The organism is Cryobacterium sinapicolor, assembly GCF_004403465.1.
GTDB classification, from domain to species: domain Bacteria; phylum Actinomycetota; class Actinomycetes; order Actinomycetales; family Microbacteriaceae; genus Cryobacterium; species Cryobacterium sinapicolor.
Genome location: NZ_SOGQ01000013.1, coordinates 53,882 through 78,383, shown reverse-complemented (window position 1 = coordinate 78,383; position 24,502 = coordinate 53,882). Strand labels below are relative to the sequence as shown.

Sequence of the window (24,502 nt, the reverse complement as noted above, 5' to 3'; positions counted from 1 at the left end):
CAGTGCGGCGGACACTGCGCGCACCTCTACCGAAGCAGGCTACGGCATCCGTGGCCGTGCACCGGGCCAGGCCCACCGGGGCGCAGCCGCGCTCCTCGACCTCGCTGGTCACCCGGAGTACGGTTGCACCGTCTGCCCACTTTTCGCATCCAGAATCCGCATCCAGAAGTCAGAGAAGCCGGAGTCCCCATGTCGTCGCTCACGAACTATGGCCAGGCCATCGCCTCGACGACCGTCGCGCTCCAACGGCTGCTGACCTCCCCGCCGATCGGGCTGCAGGTCACGGCGTACGCGCTCGGCGCCCCGCGCACCGGTGTCACCGGCCCCTCGATCAACCTGTTCCTCTACTACGACAGCCTGATCAGCTATCGGGAGGAGACCCAGCGGGGGCCCAGCCGCGTGATTGCCGAGCTGCACTACCTGGTCAGCGCCTTCCCCGGCGACGACGTCGACACGGATGCCGGCAGTCACCGCTCCTTCGGCGCGGCACGGGCCGCCATCGAACGCCATCCCGTGCTGAACGTTCCCATCGGCTCGGCGGACAACCTGCAGGTCTGGCTCTCGCCCTCTCCGCTGACCAGCGAGGCGCTCACCTCCCTCTGGGTGGCTTCCGCTGCGCCGCTCCGGCTGTCCTTCGGCGTGATGGCCTCGTTCACCCTGGATGCGGCCGAGCGCACGGCGGTGGTCGGTACCGTGGGTGATGTCGTGAAACAGGCCGGGGCCGGCGCGATGGTGGTGTTCACGGGTTCGGATGGCGCGACGAAGGCCAGGGCCGCGGCATCCGTCGCAAGTGAACTGGGTAAGCCCCTCGTGACGGTGCTTCTGGACGAGGTCGTCGGAGCCAGCGTTGCCGACACCGAAGACAATCTCGACCGCATCTTCGAACAGGCGGAACACCGCGGTGCCGTGCTGATGATCGCCGCGTCCGACCCGCTGTTCGGGGTGCGGCCGGAGGTGCTCGACCTCGACGATCCGTATGCCGGGGTGGAGATCGGATCCATCCTCGACCTGCTCGGTCAATCGCCGAGCGTCGTGATCATCGCGTTGACTGATCTGGCCGGGGACGAGCTTGCGGACCGGACCCAGGTCCAAGTGCGCTTTCCGGAGCCTGAGCCGAAGCGGGATTCCGCGTCGGCCACCGGGGACTGAGAACGTCCAGCCCGAACATCAGGCCTGGAACCCGTGCGACCGGTGAACACCCGTTCTGTCGCCCCCGCCTACGCTGACTGGATGCCGTCTTTCCGCCTCACCCTGATCATCGGCGCCCTCCGTCCGGGCGCCGCCCCGGATTCCGTGCTGCCGCACCTGGCGGCCGCCGCCGCCCAGCTGACGACCGTGGAGGCGACCGACCTGGCCGTCGTTGCCGGTTCTCCGCGCGCGATCGTGCGGTTCACGGCGGATGACGCCGCGATGGCCCTGAGGGTGGGCGACCACGTGCTCGCCGCGGCCCGCACCAGCGTGGAGCCGGTGTCGTGGCAGGTGACCGAGCGGATCAAGGCGCGCTGGTACCCGGTGCGGTGACCAGCCGCGCCCCCTCGACGGTTCGGCGCTGCTCCGGCCGGGCCGGCGCGATGATGGTCGGTCGGCGACCGAGCACAGCCACGTCGTCCCGGGCGCCGAGAACCTGGCACCGGTCGGTGCCCCCGTGCCACCAGAGCGAGGCCGTCCAGGCGCAGAGCAGGGCATCGATCAGGTCTTCACGGTGCTTGTAGGGCCGGTCGACCAACGGTGACGGCTCGGTCACCAGGGCGTCCGAGACGGGATGCGAGCCCAGGTCGAGCGGCGGCGATGCTCGGGTGAGCCGCCAGATCCGCTGGATCAGGTCGTCGCAGACCACGGCCCGCGCCTCCCGGCGTTCGTCCGGGGGGAGGGAGGTGCCCATGCGCTTGTAGCGGGGTCGCTTGTCGAGGTATCCGAACTCCGCCGCGCCCACGAGAGTCGTGTACGGATAGCACTCGAAGAAGCGGGGGGTGGCCGGATCGATGGGCGTGAGGCCGTCGGTGTAGGTCCAGCCGGATGCCTCCAACCGGCGGCGGATCGCCACGCCACCCTGCCACGGGCGGCCGAGGTTCGAGGCGTTCGCCGAGACGTACCAACTGCCGTAGCGACTCCCGGTTTCCCGCTCGCATAGGCGCATGCCGGTGAGGTTGTCCACCACCAGGGGGGCGTCGACCGCCAGCACGGCGCCGGGCTCCCACAGGGAGCCGATCCAGCGCATCACGGCATCCGTACCGCGGGCCCAGCCCGCGTCGATCACCCGCCCGCTCTCGTCGATGCAGGCCAGACCGGACTCCTTGGCCGGTTTCGACGCGCTGCCTTCGGCCCAGGCCAGGTCAACTCCAAGGAACCGCGTCATGGCTCATGGATAGCACAGGCAGGTGACGGGCGCATGCCGCCGCCGATTATCGGCACTCCATGGTCGGGCGTAGGCTCTTTCGAATTGTTCCACAAAGAGTTAGAGGCACTGAAGATGACCCAGACCGATAAACCATCCAACAACGGGAAGGTCGTCGCGCTGGCGGTTGCCGGGGCCTTCGGCGGGTTCCTCTTCGGGTTCGACGCCTCCGTGATCAACGGGGCGGTCAATGCCATTCAGGACGAGTACGCGCTCACGGCGACCCTCACCGGTTTCGCGGTGGCGAGCGCGCTCTTGGGCGCCGCCGCCGGGGCCTACCTGGGTGGCCGGGTCGGTGATCGGTACGGTCGAATCCCGGTGATGCTCCTGGGTTCGATCATGTTCTTCGTCAGTTCGGTCGGTTCCGCCTTCGCCTTCAGCGTCTACGACCTCGTGCTCTGGCGCATTGTCGGTGGTCTCGGCATCGGGCTCGCGTCCGTGGTCGCGCCGGCCTACATCGCCGAGATCTCTCCGCGAGCGATGCGGGGGCGCCTTGGATCGCTCCAGCAGTTGGCCATCACGATCGGTATCTTCTCCGCGCTGCTGTCCGACGCCCTCTTCGCCAACAGCGCCGGAGGAGCCGGTGAGCCGTCTCTGTTCGGCATCGACGCCTGGCGCTGGATGTTCCTGGCCTGCGCTTTCCCCGCTGCCGTGTACTTCGTGATCGCGAAGATCCTGCCGGAATCCCCACGTTTCCTGGTGTTGAAAGACCGTGAGACGGAAGCCCGCGCGGTCTTCACGAGGTTGTGGCCCAACGGCGACGTGGAACGGGAGATCCGCGACATCCGTGCCTCCATCAAGGAGGACGCGCTGGGCCAGCGTGTCGGGTCACTGCGCGGCAAGACCCTCGGTCTGCGCCCGATCGTCTGGGTCGGCATCCTCCTGTCGGTGTTCCAGCAGTTCGTCGGCATCAACGTGATCTTCTTCTACTCGACCACCCTGTGGAAGGCGGTCGGTTTCGAAGAGTCAAGCTCGCTCACCATCTCGGTGCTCACCGGCCTGACCAACATCGCGGTCACCTTTATCGCCATCGCCTTGATCGACCGGGTCGGACGCCGGCCGATCCTGTTGACCGGTTCCATCGGTATGACGCTGTCGCTGGCCACCATGGCGATCGCCTTCAGCCAGGCCGTCACCGTGGACGGTGAGATCGCCCTGCCCGGTGCGTGGGGTGGGATCGCCCTGGTCGCGGCGAACGTCTTCGTGGTCTTCTTCGGCGCCTCGTGGGGCCCCGTTGTCTGGGTGCTGCTCGGCGAGATGTTCCCGAACACCATCCGGGTGAAGGCGCTCGGTGTCGCAGCAGCGGCCCAGTGGATCGCGAATTTCCTGATCGCCGTCACATTCCCGTCGATGGCAGCCGTCTCGCTGCCGTTGACCTACGGTGTTTACGCTCTGTTCGCGGCGCTGTCGTTCGTCTTCGTACTGACCAAGATTCCGGAGACCAACGGAATGTCCCTGGACGAGGCGAGCACCCTGCTGCCGCCGAGGAACTCGGCAAAGATCGCGGCCAGGACCGCGTCGAAGCAGGACGAGGTCAGATCAGGCCGCGAAGCAGCTCTTCGACGGTGACACCGAGCCGGGCGGCGCGCCCGGTCAGCCGGGCGTGTTCGTCGGGGGAGAGCTCGAGAGCCACGGTGTGGGATTCGGCCGGCTCGTCGAACGCGAACAGTTCCGGATGCGCGGGGCCGGCCGGGCGCGTGCGGGCGGCGGGAGGCACCGTGACGGCCCGTGCCTTCGTGGCCGGAGTCGGCGCGGGGCGGCGGGGCGTCGGGGTATCGCCCTCCCGCACCCAGCCGGGGCCGGCGTTGATCGGCGTGTTCCGCTGGAACGCATCCGACACGGCTCGCGCCCGACTGTCCGCGGCCTCGTTGAGCGGGTGGTTCGCGTGGCCCTTGACCCATTCGAACCGGTAGCGGCGCCCGGCCAGGGCCTCGTCGAGCTCCTGGAGCAGGTCCAGGTTCATCACGGGCTTGCCATCCGCCTTGCGCCAGCCCTTGGCCTTCCAGCCGCGCATCCACTTGGTGACGGAGTTGATCACGTACTGGCTGTCGCACAGCACGAGCAGGTCGTCGTCGAGGTGGGCGGTGGCCCGGAAGAGTTCGAGCACGGCCTTCAACTCGCCCTGGTTGTTCGTGGCGTGCTTCCAGCCGCCGGCGGCCCAGCAGGAATCGTTGACGAACCAGGCCCATCCGGCGGGGCCGGGGTTGCCCAGAGCCGAACCGTCGGCGGCGGCGATGATCGTCATGCAGTGGGCCTTTCCTGGGGTCCCGCTGGTTCAGGACCTGTCTAGTCTGCCATCGAGGGCTAGCCGCTGATGCAGGCGCCGGACGAGACCGGGGCGCCGAGTGCGGCTGCCTGCTCGACGACGGGATCGACCTCCTCCATCGCGAGGGCGTAACCGAGGTTCTCGGTGATGGTCGACTTCGCGAAGATGACGCCCGTCACGAGGCCGGCCTCGCTGAGCAACGGCCCACCCGATTCGCCGTGGTCCACATCGGCGGCGAGTGTGTAGATCTGCCGGGAGGACGGGTCCTGCCCGTAGATGTCGGCCACCAGGGCTGGGGCCACGGCAACGACCTCGGCCGGCGCTGATTCGAACGGCCCGCCGAAGGGATAGCCGCTGCTCACCGCGAGGCTGCCCGGCGCGAGATTGTCGCCGAGCGAGAGCGGGGGTGCCTCGAGTCCTGACACCGCGATCACGGCGAGGTCCACGACCGGATCGAAGTAGACGACCTGACCCGAGCGGGAACTGCCGCCGGGAGTGACGACGACGGGCTCGGAGACCCCGGCCACGACATGGGCGTTGGTGAGGACCCGCTCCGGTGCGATGACGAATCCGCTGCCGGACTGGTTCTGCCCGCAGGAGTAGGCGGTGCCGCTGATTCTCAGCACCGACGAGCTCGCCGCGCGCAGGGCGTCGCTGTCGGTGCCCACGTTCGGAACGACCGGAGCCTCGCCGTTGAACGCCTCCACGACGCGAGGGATGCCCTCGGTCACCACGATGGAGCGTAGCTGGGCCAGGAAACTCTTCACCTGGTCCGGGGTCAGGGAATCGATCGAACGGATCACGCTTGAGGAGCTCACCGCCGACGACACCACGGGGACCCCGAGGGAGCCGATACTGAAGGCGATCATCGAGGCCACGAGGGCGGACACCGCGACGGCGGCGCCGGCGCCGAGCACGCGGTCGATGACCCGGAGCCCGTTGCGGGTGCCCTGAGGCGTCAGCATTCCGCCGATGGAGCGGCCGAGGGAGAGGCCGCCGATCAGTAGAACAGCGGCGGCGGCGAGGGACGCGGCCGTGCGCCACTCCGCGGCGGGAACCCAGGTGCCCACGAGCGGCACCAGGAAGTAGGCGGCGACCGCTCCCGCCGCGAGTCCGGCGATTCCGGCGATGCTGCCGATGAGGCCGCTGCGGTAACCGGAGATGAGGTAGCCGAACAGCACGATCAGCAGCACCACATCCAACACAGTTGAGAATGCCATCCGTGAACCTCGTTCTGTCGTCGGTGTCGTGCGCTCGCCCACCGGCCGCATCCGTCTGAACCCAGCGTACGTGGCCGGTCCTCCCCAGAATGTGAATCCGCCGAGTCGTGCACCGACCTGGACCGGATCGGGAGGTGGCGGCGGCTCCGGCGAGGGTGGAGCCATGAACAGGACAATCGTCAAGACCAGGGAAGCGCACGACTTCCTCGCGCTCGTGCCGCAGCTCGCCGGGTTCCAGCCCGAGCAGAGCCTGGTGCTCGTCGCCTTCCGCGGCAACCGCACCTGCGGGGCGATGCGGTTCAACCTGCCCGACCGGACGGTGCCGGAGAAGGTGCTGAAGCGCATCGCCACCACACTCGTGGGAACCATCTGCAAGATCCCGGGTGTCAACGCGCTGGTCCCCGTGATCTACACCGACGAGCCCATCGCTGCCGTCACCGGACTACCGCAGGAACGCTTCGTGGAGGTGCTCTGCGCTCGGGCCAGGCTCTCCGGTTTCCTGCTGCGCGACGCACTGTGCGTGGCCGACGACGGCTGGGGCTCGTACTTCGATCCGGACTGCCCGGCCGGCGGGCATCCGCTGAGTGCGATCGCCTCCTCCGAGGTGCACCGGGACATCCCCGACGCGGTTCGCCGTGACATCGCGACGCTTTCGAGCCGCGCGGACCTTCCCACGGTCGACCCGTCGATGCGGGAGCGGCTCGGCCGCCGGTTGGCGCGCTATCACCGGCTCGGCGCCGAGGCCGGCACGATGCCGGAGCTGCTCGAGCTGGCCGGCGACATCCTGGACCCGGTGGTGGCCGCGGAGACCGCGCTCGGCTTCGACCCGCAGAACCTGGGGCTCGACGACGCGGCAGCGCTGCTGTTCCTGGTGCAGGGGCCGGCCTGCCGGGACCAGATGATGTTGCAGTTCGCCTTCGGCGAGGAGGTCGGCCGCAACACGCACTGCCTCAACCTGCGGTACACCATCCTGCAGCGAGCCACGGGCCGCAGCGTCGACGACATCATCGGCGAAGAGCGGGCCGCAGGCGTCGACAGTCCGCATTCCCAGGTCACGAGCGACCTCATGCTCGGCCTCGGCCGGGAGCGCCCCGACCCCGTGCGGATCGAACAGGCGATCCGGCTGTTCAAGGTTCTGGTCGCCCTGGCTCCGCGGAAGGCCAGGCCGGCGCCGCTGTGCATGCTGGCGTGGTTGTCATGGGCGATGGGGCGCGGATCGGTCGCCGGCATCTTCGTCGACCAGGCACTCGCCATCGACCGGCACTACGGCATGGCCGAACTGCTCAACGCCGTTTTCGGTTCGGGGCACCTGCCCGACTGGGCGTTCGCGGTCCCGCCGGACGACGAGACCGCGGACGCCTGAGCCGGATGCCGCTGACCGGCATCGGGCTCAGGCATCCGGTTGCCCGGATGTGGCTACAGGTACTTGGGCGCCTCCGACAGCACGCCGTGCAGGATGTCGCCGATCTCGCTGAATTCGGCTGGGCCGATCGTCAGCGGGGGAGCGAGCTGCACCACGGGGTCGCCGCGGTCGTCGGCGCGGCAGTACAGACCGGCCTCGAACAGTGCTTTGGAGAGATACCCGCGCAGAAGGCGCTCGGACTCGGCGTCGTTGAAGGTCTCCTTAGTGCCCTTGTCCTTCACCAGCTCGATTCCGAAGAAGTAGCCCTCACCGCGCACGTCGCCGACGATCGGCAGAGCGAGCAGCTTCTCCAGCTCGGCCCGGAACAACGGCGAGTTCTCGCGCACGTTCTCGTTGAGCTTCTCCTCTTCGTAGATGTCGAGGTTGGCCATGGCCACGGCCGCGGAGACCGGGTGGCCGCCGAAGGTGTAGCCGTGATAGAAGGTGGTGTCACCGTGTTTGAACGGTTCGTAGATGCGGTCGCTGATGATGGTGGCGCCGATTGGGGAGTAGCCGCTGGTCATGCCCTTCGCGCAGGTGATCATGTCCGGTTCGATCCCGAAGGTCGTCGACGCGAACATGTTGCCGATGCGTCCGAATGCGGTGATGACCTCGTCGGCGACGAGCAGCACGTCGTACTGGTCGCAGATCTCGCGCACGCGCTTGAAGTAGCCGGGGGGCGGCGGGAAACAGCCGCCGGAGTTCTGCACGGGCTCCAGGAACACCGCGGCCACGGTTTCGGGGCCCTCGAACTGGATCATTTCCTCGATCCGGTTGGCGGCCCACAGGCCGAACTTCTCCACGTCGTCGCCGAGCCCGGAGCCCATCTCGTCGGCGCGGTAGAAGTTCGTGTTCGGCACGCGGAACCCACCCGGGGTGACCGGTTCGAACATCTCCTTCATGGCCGGGATGCCCGTGATGGCCAGGGCGCCCTGCGGGGTGCCGTGGTAGGCCACGTTGCGGGAGATGACCTTGTGCTTGGTGGGGCGGCCCTGCAGCTTCCAGTAGTACTTGGCCAGCTTGAAGGCGGTCTCCACGGCCTCGCCGCCGCCGGTCGAGTAGAAGACCCGGTTGAGGTCGCCGGGCGCGTTGGCCGCCAGCCGGTCGGCCAGCTCGATGGCGCTCGGGTGGGCGTAGGACCAGATCGGGAAGAACGCGAGTTCCTCGGCCTGCTTCGCCGCCACCTGGGCGAGCCGCTTGCGGCCGTGACCGGCGTTGACTGTGAACAGCCCACTGAGGCCGTCGATGTATTTCCTGCCGTTGGAGTCCCAGATGTGGTGGCCGAGACCCTTGGTGATGATCGGCACGCCATGGCCGGATTCGAGCACGGACTGGCGCGAGAAGTGCATCCAGAGGTGGTCTTTGGCCTTCTGCTGCAGGGTGGCGTTCTCGGCATCCGTGTAGACGCGGGGTGCGGGCGTGGCGTCGGCCGTGGCGTCGGCCGTGGAGTCGACGACTGCGTCGGCGTTGACTGTGGTCTTCGTCGCCGCGGAGTGCGTGGTGGGTGCTGTGGTTGTCATGTTATTTACCGTGTTCCCCAGTTGTAGAGCTGCTTGTGGAGTTTGAGATAGACGAAGGTCTCGGTGGAGCTGACGCCCTCGAGACCGCGGATCTGAGTGTTCAAAAGATCGATCAGTTCGTCGTCGTCCTCGCAGACGACTTCGACCAGCAGGTCGAAGGAGCCGGCCGTCAGAACGACGTAGTCGACGGCCGGGATCGCTGCCAGCTGGTCCGCGAGCAGCCGGGTGTCCCCGGTCGCACGGATGCCGATCATGGCCTGGCGGTAGAATCCGAGCTGCATCGGATCGGTGACGGCGACGACCTGCATGACACCGGCGTCCGTCAGCTTCTGCACGCGTTGGCGTACAGCGGCCTCGCTCAGGCCCACCGCCTTGCCGATCTCGGCATACGAGCGGCGGCCGTCGGTCTGGAGTTGCTCAATGATCTTCTTCGAGACATCATCCAGTGGTGCCGGCTTGCCCGCAGAATTGCGCCCGTTTACGCTCATCCAGCGAGTATGCCAGCGCGAGTGCCCTCAGGCAAGCGATTCCGAAGCAATTCAGGTCGAATGCAACGGAATCAACGGAAGATTGCCTGGTTCAGGCTCGGTTCCCGCCGCTAGGATGAACCGTCGGCGAGCTTTCGCCAACGCAACGGAAAGGCACCAGTCCCGTGGGGCGTGTCGGATTTGTCACCGGTCCCGGCACCGAAGCCGCCTGGACCTTCGTCGTGGGCCGCGGCTTCATCGCCGCGATGCCCGTCGGCACCCCGTCGGGCGTCATCCTGACCCTGGCCGCGCTCGTCACGGAACCCCACGTCGAAGCCGAGGAGCTGGTCGCCCTGCTGCCGCTCGGCGGCGAGCACGCCGTCGAGAACTTCGCGGTGATCGTGCAGCGCGCTCCCACGGACGAGGATGGCATTCCCGTCTCCGTAATCGTTCGCGGCGAGGTCGCGGTCGACGTGTACTCGGTCGGCGGGTCGCGTCGTTTCTCGGCCGGCGGCATCCGCCCCTGGCTTCTGGCGGACTTCCGGGCCGTGATCGGGTTCACGGTGGGGTCCACCGGGCGGCCCGTGGCATCCGCGCGCGCCCGTGACTCCGGCCGGCCCTTCGGACTCGGCTCCGTGTTCGCGAACACCCTGTCCTGGTCGCTGGCGGAGCATGGGCAATCCGAGTCGACTCCGGCCGATGCCGCACTCACGTATGGCGCGTTCGCCGACGATGCCACGATCGTGCGCGCCGGCGCTCCCGGCGCGACCGGCAGCGCGGCCGACGAGGACACCGTTCTCGGCCCCGTCGGGACCGACACACTGATCCCCGGCGGCCGGGCTGCTCCCGGGCACGTTGTTCGCGGCCCCTCGGCGGGCGAAGGGGTTCGCGCCGCCGAGCCCCGTTTCGCACTCCGGCTGCCGGACGGGGAGCAGATTCCGTTGGACCTCCCGTGCCGCCTCGGGCGCCGGCCGCGCCAGACGCGGATCGCCGCCGCCACACCGGCGCGGCTGATCGAGGTTGCCTCGCCGACCTCCGCCGTCTCCGGCACTCACGTGGAAATACGACAGGAGGGCGGCTCCGTCGTCGTCACCGACCTCGGTTCCACGAACGGCACCGTGGTGGCTCCGCCACGCGGTCGCAGGCAACGACTTCGCTCCGGCCAATCGCTGACGGTGCTGCCCGGTACAACGGTGCACATAGGGGACGGTAATATCATCGAGATCCTCCCCGCACCCGGCATGATGCCCGGTCAGTAAGCGCACGGCAATTTCGGAAGGCACAACCGTGACCCAAATTGGTCAAGGCTCAACCGGTTCCACAGTCGTACTCCCATCGGTGCAGAAATCCGTGACGCTGGCCTGGGCAGCCCTCACCGACACCGGACATCGCCGCCAGATCAACGAGGACAGCCTCGTCGCCGAGATCCCCGTCTTCGCGGTCGCCGACGGCATGGGCGGTCACTCCGCCGGCGACGTCGCCAGTGCGGCCGTCGTCACCCGGCTGGCCGAACTAGCCGGCACGGACCACCTCGAAGCGGAGGCGATCAATGACGCGCTCAGCCGCTCGGTCGTCGACATGGCCTCGGGCGAGGGTGTGACCGACCTCGGCACCGGGACGACCGTCACCGGCGCCGCACTGGCCGTCGTCTCCGGTGTGCCGCAGTGGATCGTGTTCAACATCGGCGACTCCCGCGTCTACCAGCTCACCTCGGGAGTGCTGGAACAGGTCACCACCGACCACTCCGTGGTGCAGGAACTCGTGGACGCGGGCCGGATCACCCGCGACGAGGCGGATGTGCACCCGCACGGCAATATCGTGACCCGCGCCGTCGGATTCCACGAACCGCCCGTGCCCGACTATCGCATCCGTCCCCTGCAGGCCGGGATGCGGCTCCTGATCTGCTCCGACGGCCTGACGAAGGAGCTGACGGCGTACGGCATCCGTCATTTCCTGATTTCCAACCCGCGGGCGGATGACGCGGCGTCGGCGCTCGTGGAAGCCGCGCTCGACAACGGTGGTCGCGACAACGTCACGGTGATCGTGCTCGATGTGCTCGCCGTGGACGACGTCGTACCCCCAGAGTTGGGGTAGTTTTCCACCTCCCGCGTGGCAGGCAGACGCCTAAAATTAGGGGGCGCCTGTCGAGTCACCCGGTCGATTCGCGCACGTTCACGCACGATACGCACTGACCAGCACACCGGGAGGCGATATGGCACGGCGCTTGCCCTCCACGCCGCCGAACCTGCCGGGATACTCCTATCTCCGGCCGCTCGGCTCCGGCGGCTTCGCCGATGTGTTCCTCTACGAGCAGAACATGCCCAGGCGTCAGGTCGCGGTCAAGGTACTCCTGTCCGAGATCGTCAACGACCACGTGCGCCAGTTATTCCAGGCCGAGGCCAATCTGATGGCCCAGCTGAGCTCGCATCCGTCGATCCTCACGGTCTTCCAGGCGAGCGTCTCCGCGGACGGGCGACCGTATCTGGTCATGGAGTACTGCTCCTCGACCCTGAGCCAGCGCTACCGTTCCGAACCGCTCTCCGTGCCGGAAACCCTGCGGATCGGTGTGAAGATCGCCAGCGCCGTCGAGACCGCGCACCGGTCCGGGGTGCTGCACCGGGACCTCAAGCCGTCCAACATCCTGTTCACCGCGTATGGGCACCCGGTGTTGTCCGACTTCGGGATCGCCGCCACCCTCGGCGAGGCCGAGCGGAGCGACGCCATCGGGCTCTCCGTGCCGTGGTCGGCTCCCGAGGTGCTGCTGGGCAACATCTCCGGGTCGATCGCCTCGGAGGTGTGGTCGCTCGGCGCCACTCTCTACTCGCTTCTGGCCGGCAGGTCCCCGTTCGAAGTGGCCGGAACCGAGAACGGTTCGGCCCAGATGATGGCCCGCATCAACAAGGCGCGCATCCCGCCGCTCAACCGCGCCGACGTGCCGGCCCGGCTCTCCGCCATTCTGAATCGTTCGATGTCGAGGCGACCGGAACTGCGGCAGCAGAGCGTGCTGGAACTCATCCGAGAACTCCAGTCCGTCGAGGCCGAACTCGGCCTCGCTCAGACTCCCCTCGAGGTGGAGCAGGACGGCTGGGCCGTGGCCGCGCTGGCCGATCAGGACGATCAGACCCGGATCACGGGCATCAACTCCGTCGACGCCTACACCGGCCGCCGCCGCCGGAAGGCGCCGGCCGTCGGCGTCGGCGCACGCCGGGCGACCCCGGTCCAGAGCACCGGGCAGCTGACCGGACCGCACGGGGACACCGTGACCACCCGACCCAGGAAGCAGCGGCGCACGCTCACGGTTTGGGGACTCATCTCCGCGGCCGTGATCATCGTGGGGCTCGCGACCACGGCGGCGATGGTGCTGGTGAACCAGAGGGGCTCCGACATCCCCCTGGTCAGCGATGTGGACGGTGAACTCCGCTCCGGAACCGTCGTGTTCGACTGGGCCGACCCCGGAATCCGGGACGGTGACAACTTCGTGGTGACCCTGCGGAACGGTGCCAGCAGCATCCAGCGGGGAACGGAATTCCGGGTCGACCCGCAGGGCGAGCCGAGGGTGTGTGCGACCGTCACGGTCAACCGGGACGGCAAGACCGGCGCTCCGAGCGGGGAAAAATGCGTCGACACCTCCGTTCCTGGCGCGTCCGGCGGCACCAGGTGATCCGTCGCTGGCTCGCCGGCCACCGGTCGCTCTTCATCACCGCGCTCAGCGGCACCGTGGTCCTGGCCGTCATCTCCACCGTGGCCATCGTCTCCGGCGGGTACACCGCGCAACGCCTCGACCTTGGGGATGCGGCCGTTTGGGTGACGAACGAGGCCCGCCAGGCGGTCGGGCGAGCCAACACAGCCGTCTTCGAACTCAACACAGTCGTCAACGCCGGGAGCAGCAGCCTCGACGTGGTGCAACAGGGAGCGACAGTGCTGGTGCTCGATCGCGGCAACAGCGCCCTCGACATCCTCGACCCCGCGACCGCGGAGGTGGCCGACAGCGTGGCCCTGCCGCCGGAGGCCGCCTCGGTCTTCCTGGCCGGCGACCGCGCGGTGATCACCGCGAACGGAGATGTCTGGCCTGTGGCCGCGAGCCGGCTCTCCGAGTTCGACAGCACCGCCGAACCGACGTTGGCATTCGGCGCCGGCTCCGTGATCAGCCTCGATCCGGCCGGGGTGCTGTATGCCTTCACGCCGGCGACGGGGGAGCTCGCTCGGGTCGACCTGCTCACTGCAGACACCATCACCAGCACGGTCACTCTCACGGCCGGCGAAGCGGATGACCGTTACCAGCTGACCAGCGTCGACGGCCGGTGGGCGCTGCTCAACGCGACGACCCGGCGACTGTTCCAGGCGGAGGGAACCGAAGACCTGTCCGGGAGCATCCGTGCCGGGGATGAGCCGGTCCTGTCGGAGCCGAGCGTGACGGGCGACCGCGTTCTCGTCGCCCACCGGGAGGGACTCATCGCGGTGCCCGGTACCGGCGGACGCCTGACACCGCTGGTCACGGGGCGGAGCGGGGACGCCGCCGTGCCGGTGCAGGACGCCTCCTGCGCCCACGCCGCCTGGTCGGACGGAACCGTCTGGCGCGACTGCGGAACGGTCGCTACGGCCGATACGGCTGGCGGCGACGGAACCGTCGAAGCCACCGCCACGCTGTCCGGCGTCGCCGGAGACGCCCGGCTCGCCTTCCGGCGGAACGGAACCGGACTCGTTCTCAACGACGCCCGCAACGGCGCGGCCTGGGCGGTGCAGCAGGGCAACGAACTGATCGACAACTGGGCCGACCTGATCGACACCGACCCGGACCAGCAGCAGGTCGAGCAGACCGCGGACGACGTCGAACCGGAGTACGAAAAGTCGCAGCTGCCACCCGTGGCCGTCGACGACTCCTTCGGCGGCCGGCCCGGACGCACGGTCACCCTGCCGGTGCTGCTGAACGACTTCGACCCCAACGGTGACGTACTCGTGATCTCGGCGCTCACCCCCGTGCCCGAGTCGGCCGGGCGGCTCGAGCTCGTGGCGGACACCCAGCAGGTGCAGCTGACCCTCACGCCGGAGGCAGCCGGGACCCTCAGCTTCGACTACACCATCGACGACGGGCGCGGCGGGACGGCCTCGGCCACGGTCACGGTCACGGTGCGCGCTCCCGAAGAGAACGCCGCGCCCGTGCAGGCCCGCACGACGAACACCACGGTGCGCGCCGGTGGGCGGGTGACCACGGCGGTGCTCGGTGACTGGGTCGACCCGGACGGCGACCCGTTCTACCTCGCGGCGGCGACCGCGCCGGCACCGGACCAGGTCAGCTTCACGCCGGCCGGGTCCGTCGTCTACACGGATGCCGGGGCGGGCGGAGGCGCGAAAACGGTGGGCCTGACCGTCTCCGACGGCCGTTTGGGTGGAGCCGGAACGCTCTCGGTGATGGTTCGGCCCAGCGGGTCGGTGCCCATCGTCGCGGAGGCGTTCGTGGTGCTTGCGACCGCCGGCAGCGAGGTGACCGTGTCGCCGCTCGAGCATGTGCGCGGCGGTTCGGCGCCGCTGCGCCTGAGCAGCGTGCCGGCCAAACCCGAGGTGAGCATCACGGCGGACTTCGACGCCGGCACCTTTCGGTTGCAGAGCGGCGTGGTGGGCGTGCACGAGATCGAGTACGCGGTGACGGATGGCGAAATCACCGCCACCGGACGCATCCGCGTCAATGTGACGGCTGCGCCCGACGCCAGTACCGCCCCCGTCACCGTGCCGCACACCGCCTTTATCCGCGGTCAGCAGGCCACCCTCGTGGACGTGCTCGCCACGGACTCCGATCCGGCCGGCGGGGTGCTGCTGGTGACGGGCATCACGGATGTCCCCGCCGACAGCGGGCTGCGCATCGAGATCCTCGACCAACGCATCCTGCGCGTCACCCTGACCAAACCGCTCGAGGGCGGCACGGCCGTGTTCGGCTACCGGGTCAGCAACGGCCTCGCGGACGCCGCGGGCACGGTCACCGTGATCGAGATCCCGCCGCCGGCGCAGAAGCAGGCCCCGATCGCCGTGCCGGACTCCATCTCCGTGCGGGTCGGCGACGCCATCGACATTCCCGTGCTCGCCAACGACGAGCACCCCGATGGCGACACTCTCACCCTGGCGCCGGCGCTCGCGACCGAGCTCCCTGCCGGCGGTGGGCTGCTCTTCGTCTCGGGCTCCGTGCTGCGGTTCCTGGCGCCGGACACGGCCGGCAACGTCACCGCCGTCTATCGGGTGAACGCCCCGGACGGCCAGTTCGCGAACGCCGAGGTCAGCATCGCGGTGCGGGAAGCGGATCCGACCTCGAACAGCGCTCCCGTGCCCAAGACGGTGACGGCCCGCGTGCTCGCCGGTGACACGGTGAGCATCCCGATCCCGCTGTCCGGCATCGACCCCGACGGCGACTCCGTGCAGCTGGTCGGCCAGGAGACCAGCCCGGAGAAGGGGTCGGTCACGGTCACCGGCGTCGACTCTCTCGACTACACGGCTGGGGAGTACTCGGCCGGCACGGACACGTTCAGCTACTCGGTGGTCGACGCGCTCGGGGCCCGGGCCGTCGGCACCGTGCGGGTGGGCATCAGCCCGCGCCTCGACGGCGCCCGCAATCCGGTCGCAGCTCCGGACGAGGTCGTCGTGCGCCCCGGCAGCACGGTCGCCGTGCGGGTGCTCGGCAATGACTCCGACCCCGACGGCGGAACCCTGAGTATCAGCGGCGTGGAAGCGAGCGGCGGGGCCGGCTCCGGCACCGCCGTCGTCGACGGCGACACCGTTGCCGTGACCGCACCGATGACAGAGGGGCGTTACGGCTTCATCTACGAGATCCAGAACGTGCGGGGCGGCACGAGTTCCACCTTCCTCACGGTCGTGGTGAGGTCGGACGCCCCGCACTCACGGCCGGACGCCCGCGACACCCACGTCGCGCTGTCCGATGTGCTCGAGGCCCGCACCGTCGACGTCGACGTGCTGGCCAACGTCTTCTTCGCGGAAGGACCGGCCGCGCAACTGGCCCTGAGCGTCCCCGACCGTTTCTCGGGAGTGGCCGAAGTGACGCCGGCCGGGCGCATCCGGGTCACGGTGGGCTCAACCAGCCAGATCATCCCGTTCGCGGTGGCGCACCCGGAGGACACGAGCATCGTGTCCTACGCGCTCATCTGGGTTCCCGGAACCGACGACGCCCTGCCCCAGCTGCGCCGCGGCGTCAAGCCGCTGACCGTGCAGAGCGAGGCGCTGCTCGACATCGACATCAACGACTACGTCGTCGCCGTCGCCGGAAAGACGGTGCGGCTCACCGACCGCAGCCTCGTGCAGGCCACCCACTCCGACGGGGCCGACCTGGTGCGCAGCGACACAGGCCTCGCGTTCACGAGCACCGACAAGTACTTCGGGCCGGCGTCGATCTCGTTCGAGGTGACCGACGGGTCGGGACCCAACGATCCGGACGGGCGCACGGCGACCATCGTCCTGCCCATCGAGGTCACGCCCCGCGAGAACCAGCCGCCCGGTTTCGGCGGTGCCGTGCTCGACTTCGAGCCCGACCAGGAGAAGGTCATCGACCTGACCCGGCTTACCAGCTACCCCTATCCGAACGACCAGGCCGAGCTGGCCTACGCCGTGCTCGACCCGCTGCCGACCGGTTTCAGCTATAGGCTCGACGGCCAGAAACTCACCCTGCGCGCCACCGAGTCCACCCCGAAGGGCGCCCGGAGCACGATCACCATCGGTGTGCGCGACGGCGTCCAGGAGGGCAGGGCAGGCCGGATCGACCTGCGCGTGGTCGCATCCACGCGGCCCGTCGCCATCCCCGTGACGGATGCAGCGGTCGCTCCCCGCGGGCGCACGACCGTCGTCGACGTACTCGCGAACGACGGCGCCACCAATCCGTTCCCGTCCGTGCCGTTGCGCGTGCTCGCGGTGCGGGGCCTGGACGGCGGCGCCGTTCCGGCCGGAGTCAGCATCACGCCCAGCACGGACCGAAGCCGGCTGTCGGTCCGGGTCGCCGCGGACGCCGCGCCGACCGACCTGACTCTGCAATACCAGGTGGCCGACGCGACCAACGACCCGGGCCGCTATGCCTGGGGCACTGTGCGTGTTTCGGTGCAGGACAAGCCCGATCCGGTGTCCAGCCTGCGCGTCACCGGCTTCGCCGACCGCAGCCTCGCCGTCTCATTCAACGCCGGGGCCTTCAACAACTCGGCGATCACCGGGTATCAGATCTCCCTGCTCGACGCCGGCTCCGGGGCCGTTCTGTCCACGTCGCTCTGCTCGGCCACCTCCTGCCAGGTCGCGACGCCCGGCAACGGCCAGGGCAATGCGCTGCGGGTGTCGGTCGCCGCGCAGAATGGGATCGGCCTGTCCGCGGCGACAGTGCTCTCCGATCGGGTCTGGTCCGACTCGGTGCCGCCCGCGCCGACCGGGCTGGTCGCGGAACCCCTCGACGGCGGCCTGCGGCTGCGCTGGAACACCGTTGCCCCGGTCGGCGGTGGAACGGCGATGCGCGGTTATCTGGTGACCAGCAACGGCGCCGTCCAAGAGGAAGTCAGCGCCTCCGGGCCGAGTTGCCGGGCCGGCACCTGCACCGTCGACCTGACGGGTCTCGTCAACGGCGTCAACACCCCGTTCACTGTGAGCGCCCGCAACGACGCCTACCCGGCACTGGCCGGCTGGAACAGTGCGGCCGGCAGCGCGACGCCGTTCGGCCCGGCTCGCGCCGGCACGGTCGCGGCGAGCTCGGCCGACGCCGCCGGAGCGGTGACCGTGACGTGGGACGGGTTCGACGGTCGAGGGGACCCCATCGGCGGCTACTTCGTGCAGCGGCTGAGTACGGACCAGATTCCCAGGGGCGCGCAGTCGTGCACGGTCTCCGCGTCGGGGGAGCTCCAGGCGCCGACCGAGGGGGGAATCGTCGCCGAACAGCGGATGCTGGCCGGAGACGTGACCAGCGCCGTGTTCGACAGCCTCCTCGCCGATAACGGCCGGTACTACTTCGTTGTCTGGGGCTACAACCGGGCCGGCTGCGCCCCGACGGCCGTGGCGAGTGTGCTCGTGCGGCCGGCGCCGGGGCCGGTCACCGACGTGCAGAGCCGCATGGCCGTGCGGGGCGATGCCTGGGATCTGCGCGTCGACGGGATCAGCCCGAGCGCGGGCATCCGGGACTACCGACTGCGCGCGGTCGACGGCTCCGGCAACGTCGTTCCGGAATCGGAGGTCGTCTTCGGTGGGGCGGGCTGGCCGCGTGAACTGCTGGGGCTCCCGTTCGGCGCGGTCGTGCGCTATCAGGTTTCGGCCTGTACCGGCTGGGGATCCTGCGGGCCGTGGTCGGGCACGGTGGCCGCGCCCGAGGCATCCGTTAGATTCACTGTGACCGGGCTCGCGTACGACCCCGCCACCGGAATCATCAGCTGGACAAACGGGCCGGAGAACAACGGCCTCCCTGCCGCCTACAGGTGCTCGGTGCCCGGCGACGCCGCGGTGGCCCCGCGGGACGCCGACTCCCCGAACACCTGCAGAGTCGGCACCGACGTGCCGCCTCCGGCGGCCGGCACCGTGCGCCTGACGGTGACCGTGAATAATCAGAGCTACACCTATGCACCATGAACTACACGAAAGTGATCACCCCATGACGATGACCGCGGAGCAGGCGACCCAGTTCGCCGACGTTTTCGACCGACTGGTGACCGGGGTCGAGCAGGTGCTGCTGGGCAAGCACCACGTCATCCGGATGTCGTTCACCGCGCTCCTCAGTGGCGGGCACCTGCTGCTCGAAGACGTGCCGGGCACCGGCAAGACCTCGCTCGCGCGCGCTATCGCGCAAAGTGTGCGCGGCACCAGCAACCGGGTGCAGTTCACCCCGGACCTGCTGCCGGGCGACATCACCGGGGTGAGCATTTACGATCAGCGCAGCGGTGCATTCGAATTCCACCGCGGGCCGGTCTTCGCGAACATCGTGCTGGCCGACGAGATCAACCGGGCCAGCCCGAAGACCCAGGCCGCACTGCTCGAGGTGATGGAGGAGGGGCAGATCACCGTCGACGGCGTCACCCACCCGGTCGCGGCCCCGTTCATGGTGATCGCCACCCAGAACCCGATCGAGCAGGCCGGCACGTACCGGCTGCCGGAGGCCCAGCTGGACCGGTTCATCATGAAGGAGTCCATCGGATACCCGGACCACGCCTCGACCATCCGCATCCTCGAAGGCGCAGGGCAGCGCGCGCACGAGGTGATCGTGCCGCCGGTGGTGTCCGCGGCGACCGTCGTCGAGCTCGCGGCCCTGGCCCGCACCGTCTACGTCGACGCCACCATCAACGACTACGTGGCGCGCCTGATCGACGGCACCCGCACGAGCTCCGAGGTGCGCCTGGGCGTCAGCGTCCGCGGGGCGCTCGCTCTGATCCGCACGGCGAAGACCCTCGCCGCCGCGAACGGCCGCCACTATGTGGTGCCCGACGACGTCAAGGAGCTGGCGGACGCGGTGCTCGCGCACCGGCTGGTGCTCGACCCCGAGGCCGAATTCGACGGGGTCACCGCCTCCAGCGTGATCGCCCGGGTGCTGATCGAGACGCCGCCGCCCAGCGACAGGCAAGCTGCGTGACGCAGGGAGCGCCGATCGACGCGGGCGCGGTCACGGCGCTCACGCCACCTGCTGCGGTGCCTGTGGGCACCTCCGGCGACGGCCGACTGGCCGAGACGGTCGCGGCGGGAGTGCGCTTCGCGCGGGAGGCGAGCGCTCGTGCCACCCGCGCCCTGCACGTGGTCTCCTCCGTGGTCACCCCGCTCGGCTGGGCCGCCCTGACCGTCGTGGGGGCGTCGTTCCTCGTCGGGTACGCCCTGGGCTGGACCGAGTTCATCGTGATCGGCTGGGCCGGGCTCGTGCTCCTGGTCGCGGCTTCCTGTTTCCTGATCGGTCGGAACGCGTTTGAGATCCACCTGCACCTGCCCGTGGACCGGGTTGTGGTGGGGGAGCGGGTGCCCGGCCAGGTCAACGTGCGGAACCCGACCCGCCGACGGCTGCCGGGCGTCGGCGTCGAGGTTCCGGTCGGTGCCGGGCTGGCCGAATTCGCGATGCCGAGCCTCGCCCGCGGCGAGGACTTCTCGGACGTCTTCATCGTGCCGACCCGAAAACGCGGCGTGATCCCGATCGGCCCGGTGCGGACGGCGCGAGCCGACCCGATCGGGCTGCTGCGCCGGGAGGTGGCCTGGTCGGAACAGGTCTCACTGTTCGTGCATCCGCGCACGGTCTCGATCCCGAGCATGAGCACCGGCTTCATCCGCGACCTCGAGGGCAATCCCACCCGCGATCTGACGAACAGCGATGTGTCGTTCCACGCCCTGCGCGAATACGTGGCCGGCGATGAGCGGCGCGCCATCCACTGGAAGAGCACCGCGAAGACCGGGCGGTTCATGGTGCGACAGTTCGAGGAATCCCGCCGCAGCCACCTCATGGTCGCGCTCAGCCTGGCGGAGTCCGACTACGCCGACGAGGACGAATTCGAGCTGGCCGTCAGCGTCGCCGGCAGCCTGGGGGTGCGGGCCATCCGTGACGCGCGCACGGTCTCCGTGGTCGCGAGTGCGGTGCCGCCGGACTCCAACCGACGACGGATGCCGGGTCTCCGCTCGCTCCGCACCCTCACCCGCGCCCGGCTGCTCGACGATCTCAGCGGCGTGGATCGTTCCTCTGCGGCCCTGCCGGTCAGCGAACTTGCCCGGGCTGCCGCGGACACAGTGGCGGGTATCTCGGTGGCCTTCCTGGTCTGCGGGTCGGCGACCACCCTGACCCAGCTGCGCACGGCCGCCAGCCGTTTCCCGGCCGGGGTCGACGTGGTCGCCGTGATCTGCGCCCCGGAGACCGTGCCCAGCTTCCGCCGGGTGGCCGAGCTGAGCGTACTCACCATCGGCTACCTCGAAGACCTCCAGCACAGCCTCGCTCGAACGAAGGCGGCATGAGCGCGCGCGGGGTACGGCGGCGCGGCGCGCGCCGGGACGGGATGGCGGCCGGCGGCATCCGTCTGGACTGGCGCTTCATCGTCGGCAACACCATCGGGCTGCTGCTGGCGACCGTCATCGCCGCAGCCTCGTTCTGGCCGGTCTATCAGAGCCGCGAGTTCATCGTGCTGGTCTGCGTCACCTTCGCCCTCGGCGCGCTCGTTGCCCTTCTAGGAGCGCTGTTGCGCTGGGGCACCTGGCTGGTGGCGTTGTCCACGGTGGGGGTGTATCTCCTCGCCGGGGTGCCGCTGGCCGTTCCCGGTCGGGCGGTGGGCGGCGTCCTGCCCACCCCGGACGGCTTCCTCGACCTGCTCGCGGCGACCGCGCTGAGCTGGAAACAGCTCGTCACCATCGTGCTGCCGGTCGGTTCCTATCAGGCGCTGCTCGTGCCTGCTTTCATCCTCGTGCTGCTCAGCACGGTGATCGGGCTGTCGGTGGCCCTCCGCGCCCCGGTCGGCGAGTTCGGCACCCTGGCCCCCGCCGCCCTCTTCGTCAGCGGCATCGTGCTGGGGCCGACGGTCGCGAGCATGCCGATCGGAACCGGTCTCGGCCTCTTCGTCGTGCTCCTGGCCTGGCTGCTCTGGTTTCGCTGGATGCGTCGCCGATCCGCCCGGCGGCTCACCCTGCAGCAATCCCGCCGCAGTACGGCGTCGTCTTCCCACCGGCGGCTCGCGGCCGCCCGCGGGCTGGTCAGCGCCGCCGTGATCGTGGCGGTGGCGATCGCCGCCGGTACCGGGGCCGCGGTCCTGCTGCCGGCCGACGTGCCCCGCGACGTGGCGCGCGCCCGGGTGCAGCAGCCGTTCGACCCGCGCGCCTACCCGAGCCCGCTGAGCGAGTTCCGCGGCTACCTGCAGACCGGGCGGTCGGATGCCGTGCTCCTCGAGGTGGCCGGCCTGCCGAGCGGTGGTCGGCTCCGGCTGGCCACCCTGGACAGCTACGACGGGATCGTCTACTCGGTCGGCAGCGACCAGGTCAGCAGCGCGTCCGGCTCGTTCACCCGGCTGCCGGACCGGCTCGACCAGTCCCTGGTCGACGGCGACGAGACCACCCTCACGGTGACGGTCGAGGGCTACACCGGCGTCTGGGTGCCCGGCGCCGGACAGCTCGAAAGCATCACGTTCACCGGACCCACCCGGATCGTACGCTCCGACTCCTTCTACTACAACGACAACAGCGGCACGGCCGCGGTGCTCACCGGGCTGGTCAGAGGCGACAGCTACCGGAGCGTGGGTGTCGTCCCCCGTTCCCCGGACAGCCTGGCCGCTCTGCGGCCGGGCAGCGCCGTGCTGCCCGAGCCGGCTATTCTGCCGGACGAGCTCGAACAGGCTCTGGCCCGTTATGTGCGGGCCGGCGACCCGCCCGGCGTGCAGTTGCAGGCCATGCTCGACGGGCTCAAGACGGATGGCTATATCAGCCACGGCATCCTCCCGGACGAACCGGTGAGCCGGTCCGGGCACGGTGCCGACCGGATCAGCGAGCTGTTTACCGATCAACCCATGCTCGGCGACGCCGAGCAATACGCCGTCGCCGCGGCCCTGATGGCGCGCCGGCTCGGCTTCCCGGCCCGGGTCGTCATCGGCTTCGTGCCGAGGGCCGCCTCCGGGGGCGAGACGGCGTCGGGGGCAGAGGCGATCCCCGTTGTCGGTTCCGACATCTCGGCGTGGATCGAGGTGGCCTCCACACTGGGCTGGGCCACGATCGATCCGAACCCGGCCGTGCGCGACATCCCGGCGCGGGCCCCCGACGACCCGACGGTGGTCTCCCGGCCGCAGTCGGTGGTGCCCCCGGCGCTCCCCGACCCGGTGGAGCTGCGCGATCCGGCCCCGCCGGAGAGCAGCACCGAGGATCCGCCGGCCCCATCCGACCCGCTGCTGGCCTTCCTGCTCGCCGCGGCGACCGTCGCCGCCTGGACGCTTCTCGGCCTCGGTGTGCTGCTCGCGCCCTTCCTGCTGATCGTCGGCGCCAAGGCGCGCAGACGGCACCTGCGTCGCACCCGGTCCACACCGCTCGACCGGATCCGCGGTGGCTGGCGCGAGTTCTCCGACGCCGTCCTCGATCACGGCGTCGACGTTCCGGTCGGGGCCACCCGCACGGAACTGGCCGTTCTGGTGCCGGGTACGGAGCCCAGGACGGCGGCCGGCGTCGTCGCGGATGCCGTCGACCGCGCCGTGTTCTCCCCTGAACGGTCGGACGATGCCGCCGCCGAGGAGGTGTGGACGGCGGTCACCGCCCTGTGCCGCTCGCTCGGCGCGGGGGGCAGCCGCACCGACCGGCTTCGGGCCCTCGTGTCGCTGCGCTCGTTGGGTCGGTACGCTGGAGGGACATCCGTTCACCGAACAGCCCCGCGAGGGAGCGGCCCTGCACCGGGAGGAGCCCGCCCATGAACTGCCTGATCTGCGGTGCGCAGCTGCCCGTCGGCGCCATGTTCTGCGGTGAATGCGGCAGCTCGAGCACCGCCACCCCGCAAACCCGGAAACGCCCGGATCCGCGGCCCGGCGACACCACTGTCATCCAGCCGCTCCGCCGGAACACCGTGATCTCCGTGCCGGTGGTGTCGGTTCCGATTGCGGGACCGGCCCCGGCCCCGGTCCTCCCGGCTCCGGTCCCGGCCCCGGTCCGGGCCCCGGTCCCGGTCCCGGTCCTCCCGGCTCCGGTTGACGCTCCTCTCCTCCCGGCCCCCGTCGTCCCGGCTCCGGTGTTCTCCGTCTCGGTCGAGATCCCCGATCCGGATCCCGCCCCGGCGCCGCTGTCGGTTCAGCCTGCGGCCCCCTCGGCCACGTCATCCTCATTCGACGCGGCCCCCTCGGCCGCGTCCCTGTTCGTGCTCCAGTTCAGCACGGGGGAGACGATCTCGGCCCTGGGCACCGGCCTGATCGGTCGCCGACCGCTGCCCCAGCCGACCGAACACGTCGACATCCTGGTGCAGATCAACGACCTCGGTCGGTCGGTGTCGAAGAGCCACCTCGAGTTCGGCCAGCACGAGGGCGAGTTCTGGGTCAGTGACCGGTTCTCGGGGAACGGCACGATCATCCGTCGCCCGGATGCGGTACTGGTTCGCTGCGAACCCGGCCGGCGCTATCTGGTGCCGCGTGGTTCCCGCGTCGAGATCGCGGACCAGTTCTTCATCCTCAACTAGTCGCCTGCGAGCCGCTCCCTGCCCGGGCCGGCGCCGGCCCGAATGAGCCGGCCCGAACGAGCCGGCCCGAACGAATTCGACGGAGATTTTGCCCAAACCGGCCCCGGAACCGCCCAAAAAGTG

The 24,502-nt window shown here is 69.7% G+C and carries 17 protein-coding genes; 12 read left to right on the top strand and 5 right to left on the bottom strand.

The features are described from left to right. Positions 1–189 precede the first annotated feature (189 nt). Together E3T28_RS02560 and E3T28_RS02555 are read left to right on the top strand one after the other, a co-directional pair. Positions 190–1,149, top strand: coding sequence for a Pvc16 family protein (locus tag E3T28_RS02560; protein ID WP_134427657.1), 960 nt, complete (start codon positions 190–192; stop codon positions 1,147–1,149). 81 nt (positions 1,150–1,230) lie between these two features. Further along, complete coding sequence (locus tag E3T28_RS02555) at positions 1,231–1,521, top strand: hypothetical protein (protein ID WP_134427655.1); 291 nt, start codon at positions 1,231–1,233, stop codon at positions 1,519–1,521. Here E3T28_RS02555 and E3T28_RS02550 read toward each other — a convergent pair. Next, positions 1,493–2,356 (bottom strand): DUF429 domain-containing protein, encoded by an 864-nt coding sequence (locus tag E3T28_RS02550; RefSeq protein WP_134427652.1) that lies wholly within the window; start codon positions 2,354–2,356, stop codon positions 1,493–1,495. The two genes, E3T28_RS02555 and E3T28_RS02550, sit on opposite strands and share 29 nt — an antisense overlap. A 114-nt stretch (positions 2,357–2,470) precedes the next feature. Here E3T28_RS02550 and E3T28_RS02545 point away from each other — a divergent pair, with 114 nt between their 5' ends. Then, positions 2,471–3,964, top strand: a complete 1,494-nt coding sequence (locus tag E3T28_RS02545) for a sugar porter family MFS transporter (RefSeq protein ID WP_134427649.1) — start codon at positions 2,471–2,473, stop codon at positions 3,962–3,964. On the opposite strand, the gene E3T28_RS17705 is transcribed toward E3T28_RS02545, so the two are convergent. Together E3T28_RS17705 and E3T28_RS02535 are read right to left on the bottom strand one after the other, a co-directional pair. Further along, complete coding sequence (locus E3T28_RS17705; protein WP_134427646.1) at positions 3,930–4,640, bottom strand: RNase H family protein; 711 nt, start codon at positions 4,638–4,640, stop codon at positions 3,930–3,932. The two genes, E3T28_RS02545 and E3T28_RS17705, sit on opposite strands and share 35 nt — an antisense overlap. A gap of 59 nt (positions 4,641–4,699) precedes the next feature. Beyond that, on the bottom strand, positions 4,700–5,881 hold the full coding sequence (locus E3T28_RS02535) for a MarP family serine protease (RefSeq protein ID WP_134427643.1): 1,182 nt from the start codon (positions 5,879–5,881) through the stop codon (positions 4,700–4,702). 163 nt (positions 5,882–6,044) lie between these two features. On the opposite strand from E3T28_RS02535, the gene E3T28_RS02530 reads away from it, so the two are divergent. Then, complete coding sequence (locus E3T28_RS02530; protein ID WP_134427640.1) at positions 6,045–7,244, top strand: DUF4192 domain-containing protein; 1,200 nt, start codon at positions 6,045–6,047, stop codon at positions 7,242–7,244. Positions 7,245–7,297: 53 nt separating this feature from the next. On the opposite strand, the gene E3T28_RS02525 is transcribed toward E3T28_RS02530, so the two are convergent. Together E3T28_RS02525 and E3T28_RS02520 are read right to left on the bottom strand one after the other, a co-directional pair. Further along, entirely contained in the window at positions 7,298–8,803 is a 1,506-nt protein-coding gene (locus E3T28_RS02525; RefSeq protein WP_134427638.1) for an aspartate aminotransferase family protein, read from the bottom strand. 5 nt (positions 8,804–8,808) lie between these two features. Beyond that, positions 8,809–9,291, bottom strand: a complete 483-nt coding sequence (locus E3T28_RS02520; protein ID WP_134427636.1) for an Lrp/AsnC family transcriptional regulator — start codon at positions 9,289–9,291, stop codon at positions 8,809–8,811. 164 nt (positions 9,292–9,455) lie between these two features. Here E3T28_RS02520 and E3T28_RS02515 point away from each other — a divergent pair, with 164 nt between their 5' ends. The 8 genes from E3T28_RS02515 to E3T28_RS17060 all read left to right on the top strand — a co-directional run bounded on the left by E3T28_RS02515 (position 9,456) and on the right by E3T28_RS17060 (position 24,379). After that, positions 9,456–10,529: an FHA domain-containing protein gene (locus E3T28_RS02515; RefSeq protein WP_134427634.1), complete on the top strand. Its 1,074-nt coding sequence runs from the start codon at positions 9,456–9,458 to the stop codon at positions 10,527–10,529. A gap of 28 nt (positions 10,530–10,557) precedes the next feature. After that, positions 10,558–11,364: a PP2C family protein-serine/threonine phosphatase gene (locus E3T28_RS02510; RefSeq protein ID WP_134427632.1), complete on the top strand. Its 807-nt coding sequence runs from the start codon at positions 10,558–10,560 to the stop codon at positions 11,362–11,364. A gap of 118 nt (positions 11,365–11,482) precedes the next feature. Continuing rightward, positions 11,483–12,931, top strand: a complete 1,449-nt coding sequence (locus E3T28_RS02505; RefSeq protein WP_134427630.1) for a serine/threonine-protein kinase — start codon at positions 11,483–11,485, stop codon at positions 12,929–12,931. Further along, positions 12,886–18,858 carry an Ig-like domain-containing protein gene (locus E3T28_RS02500; RefSeq protein ID WP_134427628.1) on the top strand — a complete coding sequence of 1,991 codons (5,973 nt, stop codon included), beginning with the start codon at positions 12,886–12,888 and terminating at the stop codon, positions 18,856–18,858. Before E3T28_RS02505 ends, E3T28_RS02500 begins: the two co-directional genes overlap by 46 nt. A gap of 22 nt (positions 18,859–18,880) precedes the next feature. Continuing rightward, positions 18,881–19,852, top strand: a complete 972-nt coding sequence (locus tag E3T28_RS02495) for an AAA family ATPase (protein WP_134427626.1) — start codon at positions 18,881–18,883, stop codon at positions 19,850–19,852. Continuing rightward, positions 19,849–21,204 carry a DUF58 domain-containing protein gene (locus E3T28_RS02490; protein WP_241979132.1) on the top strand — a complete coding sequence of 452 codons (1,356 nt, stop codon included), beginning with the start codon at positions 19,849–19,851 and terminating at the stop codon, positions 21,202–21,204. The genes E3T28_RS02495 and E3T28_RS02490 overlap by 4 nt, the downstream gene beginning before the upstream one ends. After that, positions 21,201–23,627 carry a transglutaminase TgpA family protein gene (locus E3T28_RS02485; RefSeq protein ID WP_241979131.1) on the top strand — a complete coding sequence of 809 codons (2,427 nt, stop codon included), beginning with the start codon at positions 21,201–21,203 and terminating at the stop codon, positions 23,625–23,627. Before E3T28_RS02490 ends, E3T28_RS02485 begins: the two co-directional genes overlap by 4 nt. Beyond that, positions 23,624–24,379: an FHA domain-containing protein gene (locus E3T28_RS17060; RefSeq protein WP_174843988.1), complete on the top strand. Its 756-nt coding sequence runs from the start codon at positions 23,624–23,626 to the stop codon at positions 24,377–24,379. Before E3T28_RS02485 ends, E3T28_RS17060 begins: the two co-directional genes overlap by 4 nt. Positions 24,380–24,502: the final 123 nt, after the last annotated feature.

What these genes read in the sequence shown, in the direction of transcription:
- E3T28_RS02550 (WP_134427652.1), bottom strand. Translation starts at nt 2,356, where the DNA reads ATGACGCGGTTCCTTGGAGTTGACCTGGCCTGGGCCGAAGGCAGCGCG.
- E3T28_RS02520 (WP_134427636.1), bottom strand. Translation starts at nt 9,291, where the DNA reads ATGAGCGTAAACGGGCGCAATTCTGCGGGCAAGCCGGCACCACTGGAT.
- E3T28_RS02545 (WP_134427649.1), top strand. Translation starts at nt 2,471, where the DNA reads ATGACCCAGACCGATAAACCATCCAACAACGGGAAGGTCGTCGCGCTG.
- E3T28_RS02505 (WP_134427630.1), top strand. Translation starts at nt 11,483, where the DNA reads ATGGCACGGCGCTTGCCCTCCACGCCGCCGAACCTGCCGGGATACTCC.
- E3T28_RS02500 (WP_134427628.1), top strand. Translation starts at nt 12,886, where the DNA reads ATGCGTCGACACCTCCGTTCCTGGCGCGTCCGGCGGCACCAGGTGATC.
- E3T28_RS17705 (WP_134427646.1), bottom strand. Translation starts at nt 4,640, where the DNA reads ATGACGATCATCGCCGCCGCCGACGGTTCGGCTCTGGGCAACCCCGGC.
- E3T28_RS02560 (WP_134427657.1), top strand. Translation starts at nt 190, where the DNA reads ATGTCGTCGCTCACGAACTATGGCCAGGCCATCGCCTCGACGACCGTC.
- E3T28_RS02535 (WP_134427643.1), bottom strand. Translation starts at nt 5,881, where the DNA reads ATGGCATTCTCAACTGTGTTGGATGTGGTGCTGCTGATCGTGCTGTTC.
- E3T28_RS02555 (WP_134427655.1), top strand. Translation starts at nt 1,231, where the DNA reads ATGCCGTCTTTCCGCCTCACCCTGATCATCGGCGCCCTCCGTCCGGGC.
- E3T28_RS02525 (WP_134427638.1), bottom strand. Translation starts at nt 8,803, where the DNA reads ATGACAACCACAGCACCCACCACGCACTCCGCGGCGACGAAGACCACA.
- E3T28_RS02530 (WP_134427640.1), top strand. Translation starts at nt 6,045, where the DNA reads ATGAACAGGACAATCGTCAAGACCAGGGAAGCGCACGACTTCCTCGCG.
- E3T28_RS17060 (WP_174843988.1), top strand. Translation starts at nt 23,624, where the DNA reads ATGAACTGCCTGATCTGCGGTGCGCAGCTGCCCGTCGGCGCCATGTTC.
- E3T28_RS02485 (WP_241979131.1), top strand. Translation starts at nt 21,201, where the DNA reads ATGAGCGCGCGCGGGGTACGGCGGCGCGGCGCGCGCCGGGACGGGATG.
- E3T28_RS02495 (WP_134427626.1), top strand. Translation starts at nt 18,881, where the DNA reads ATGACGATGACCGCGGAGCAGGCGACCCAGTTCGCCGACGTTTTCGAC.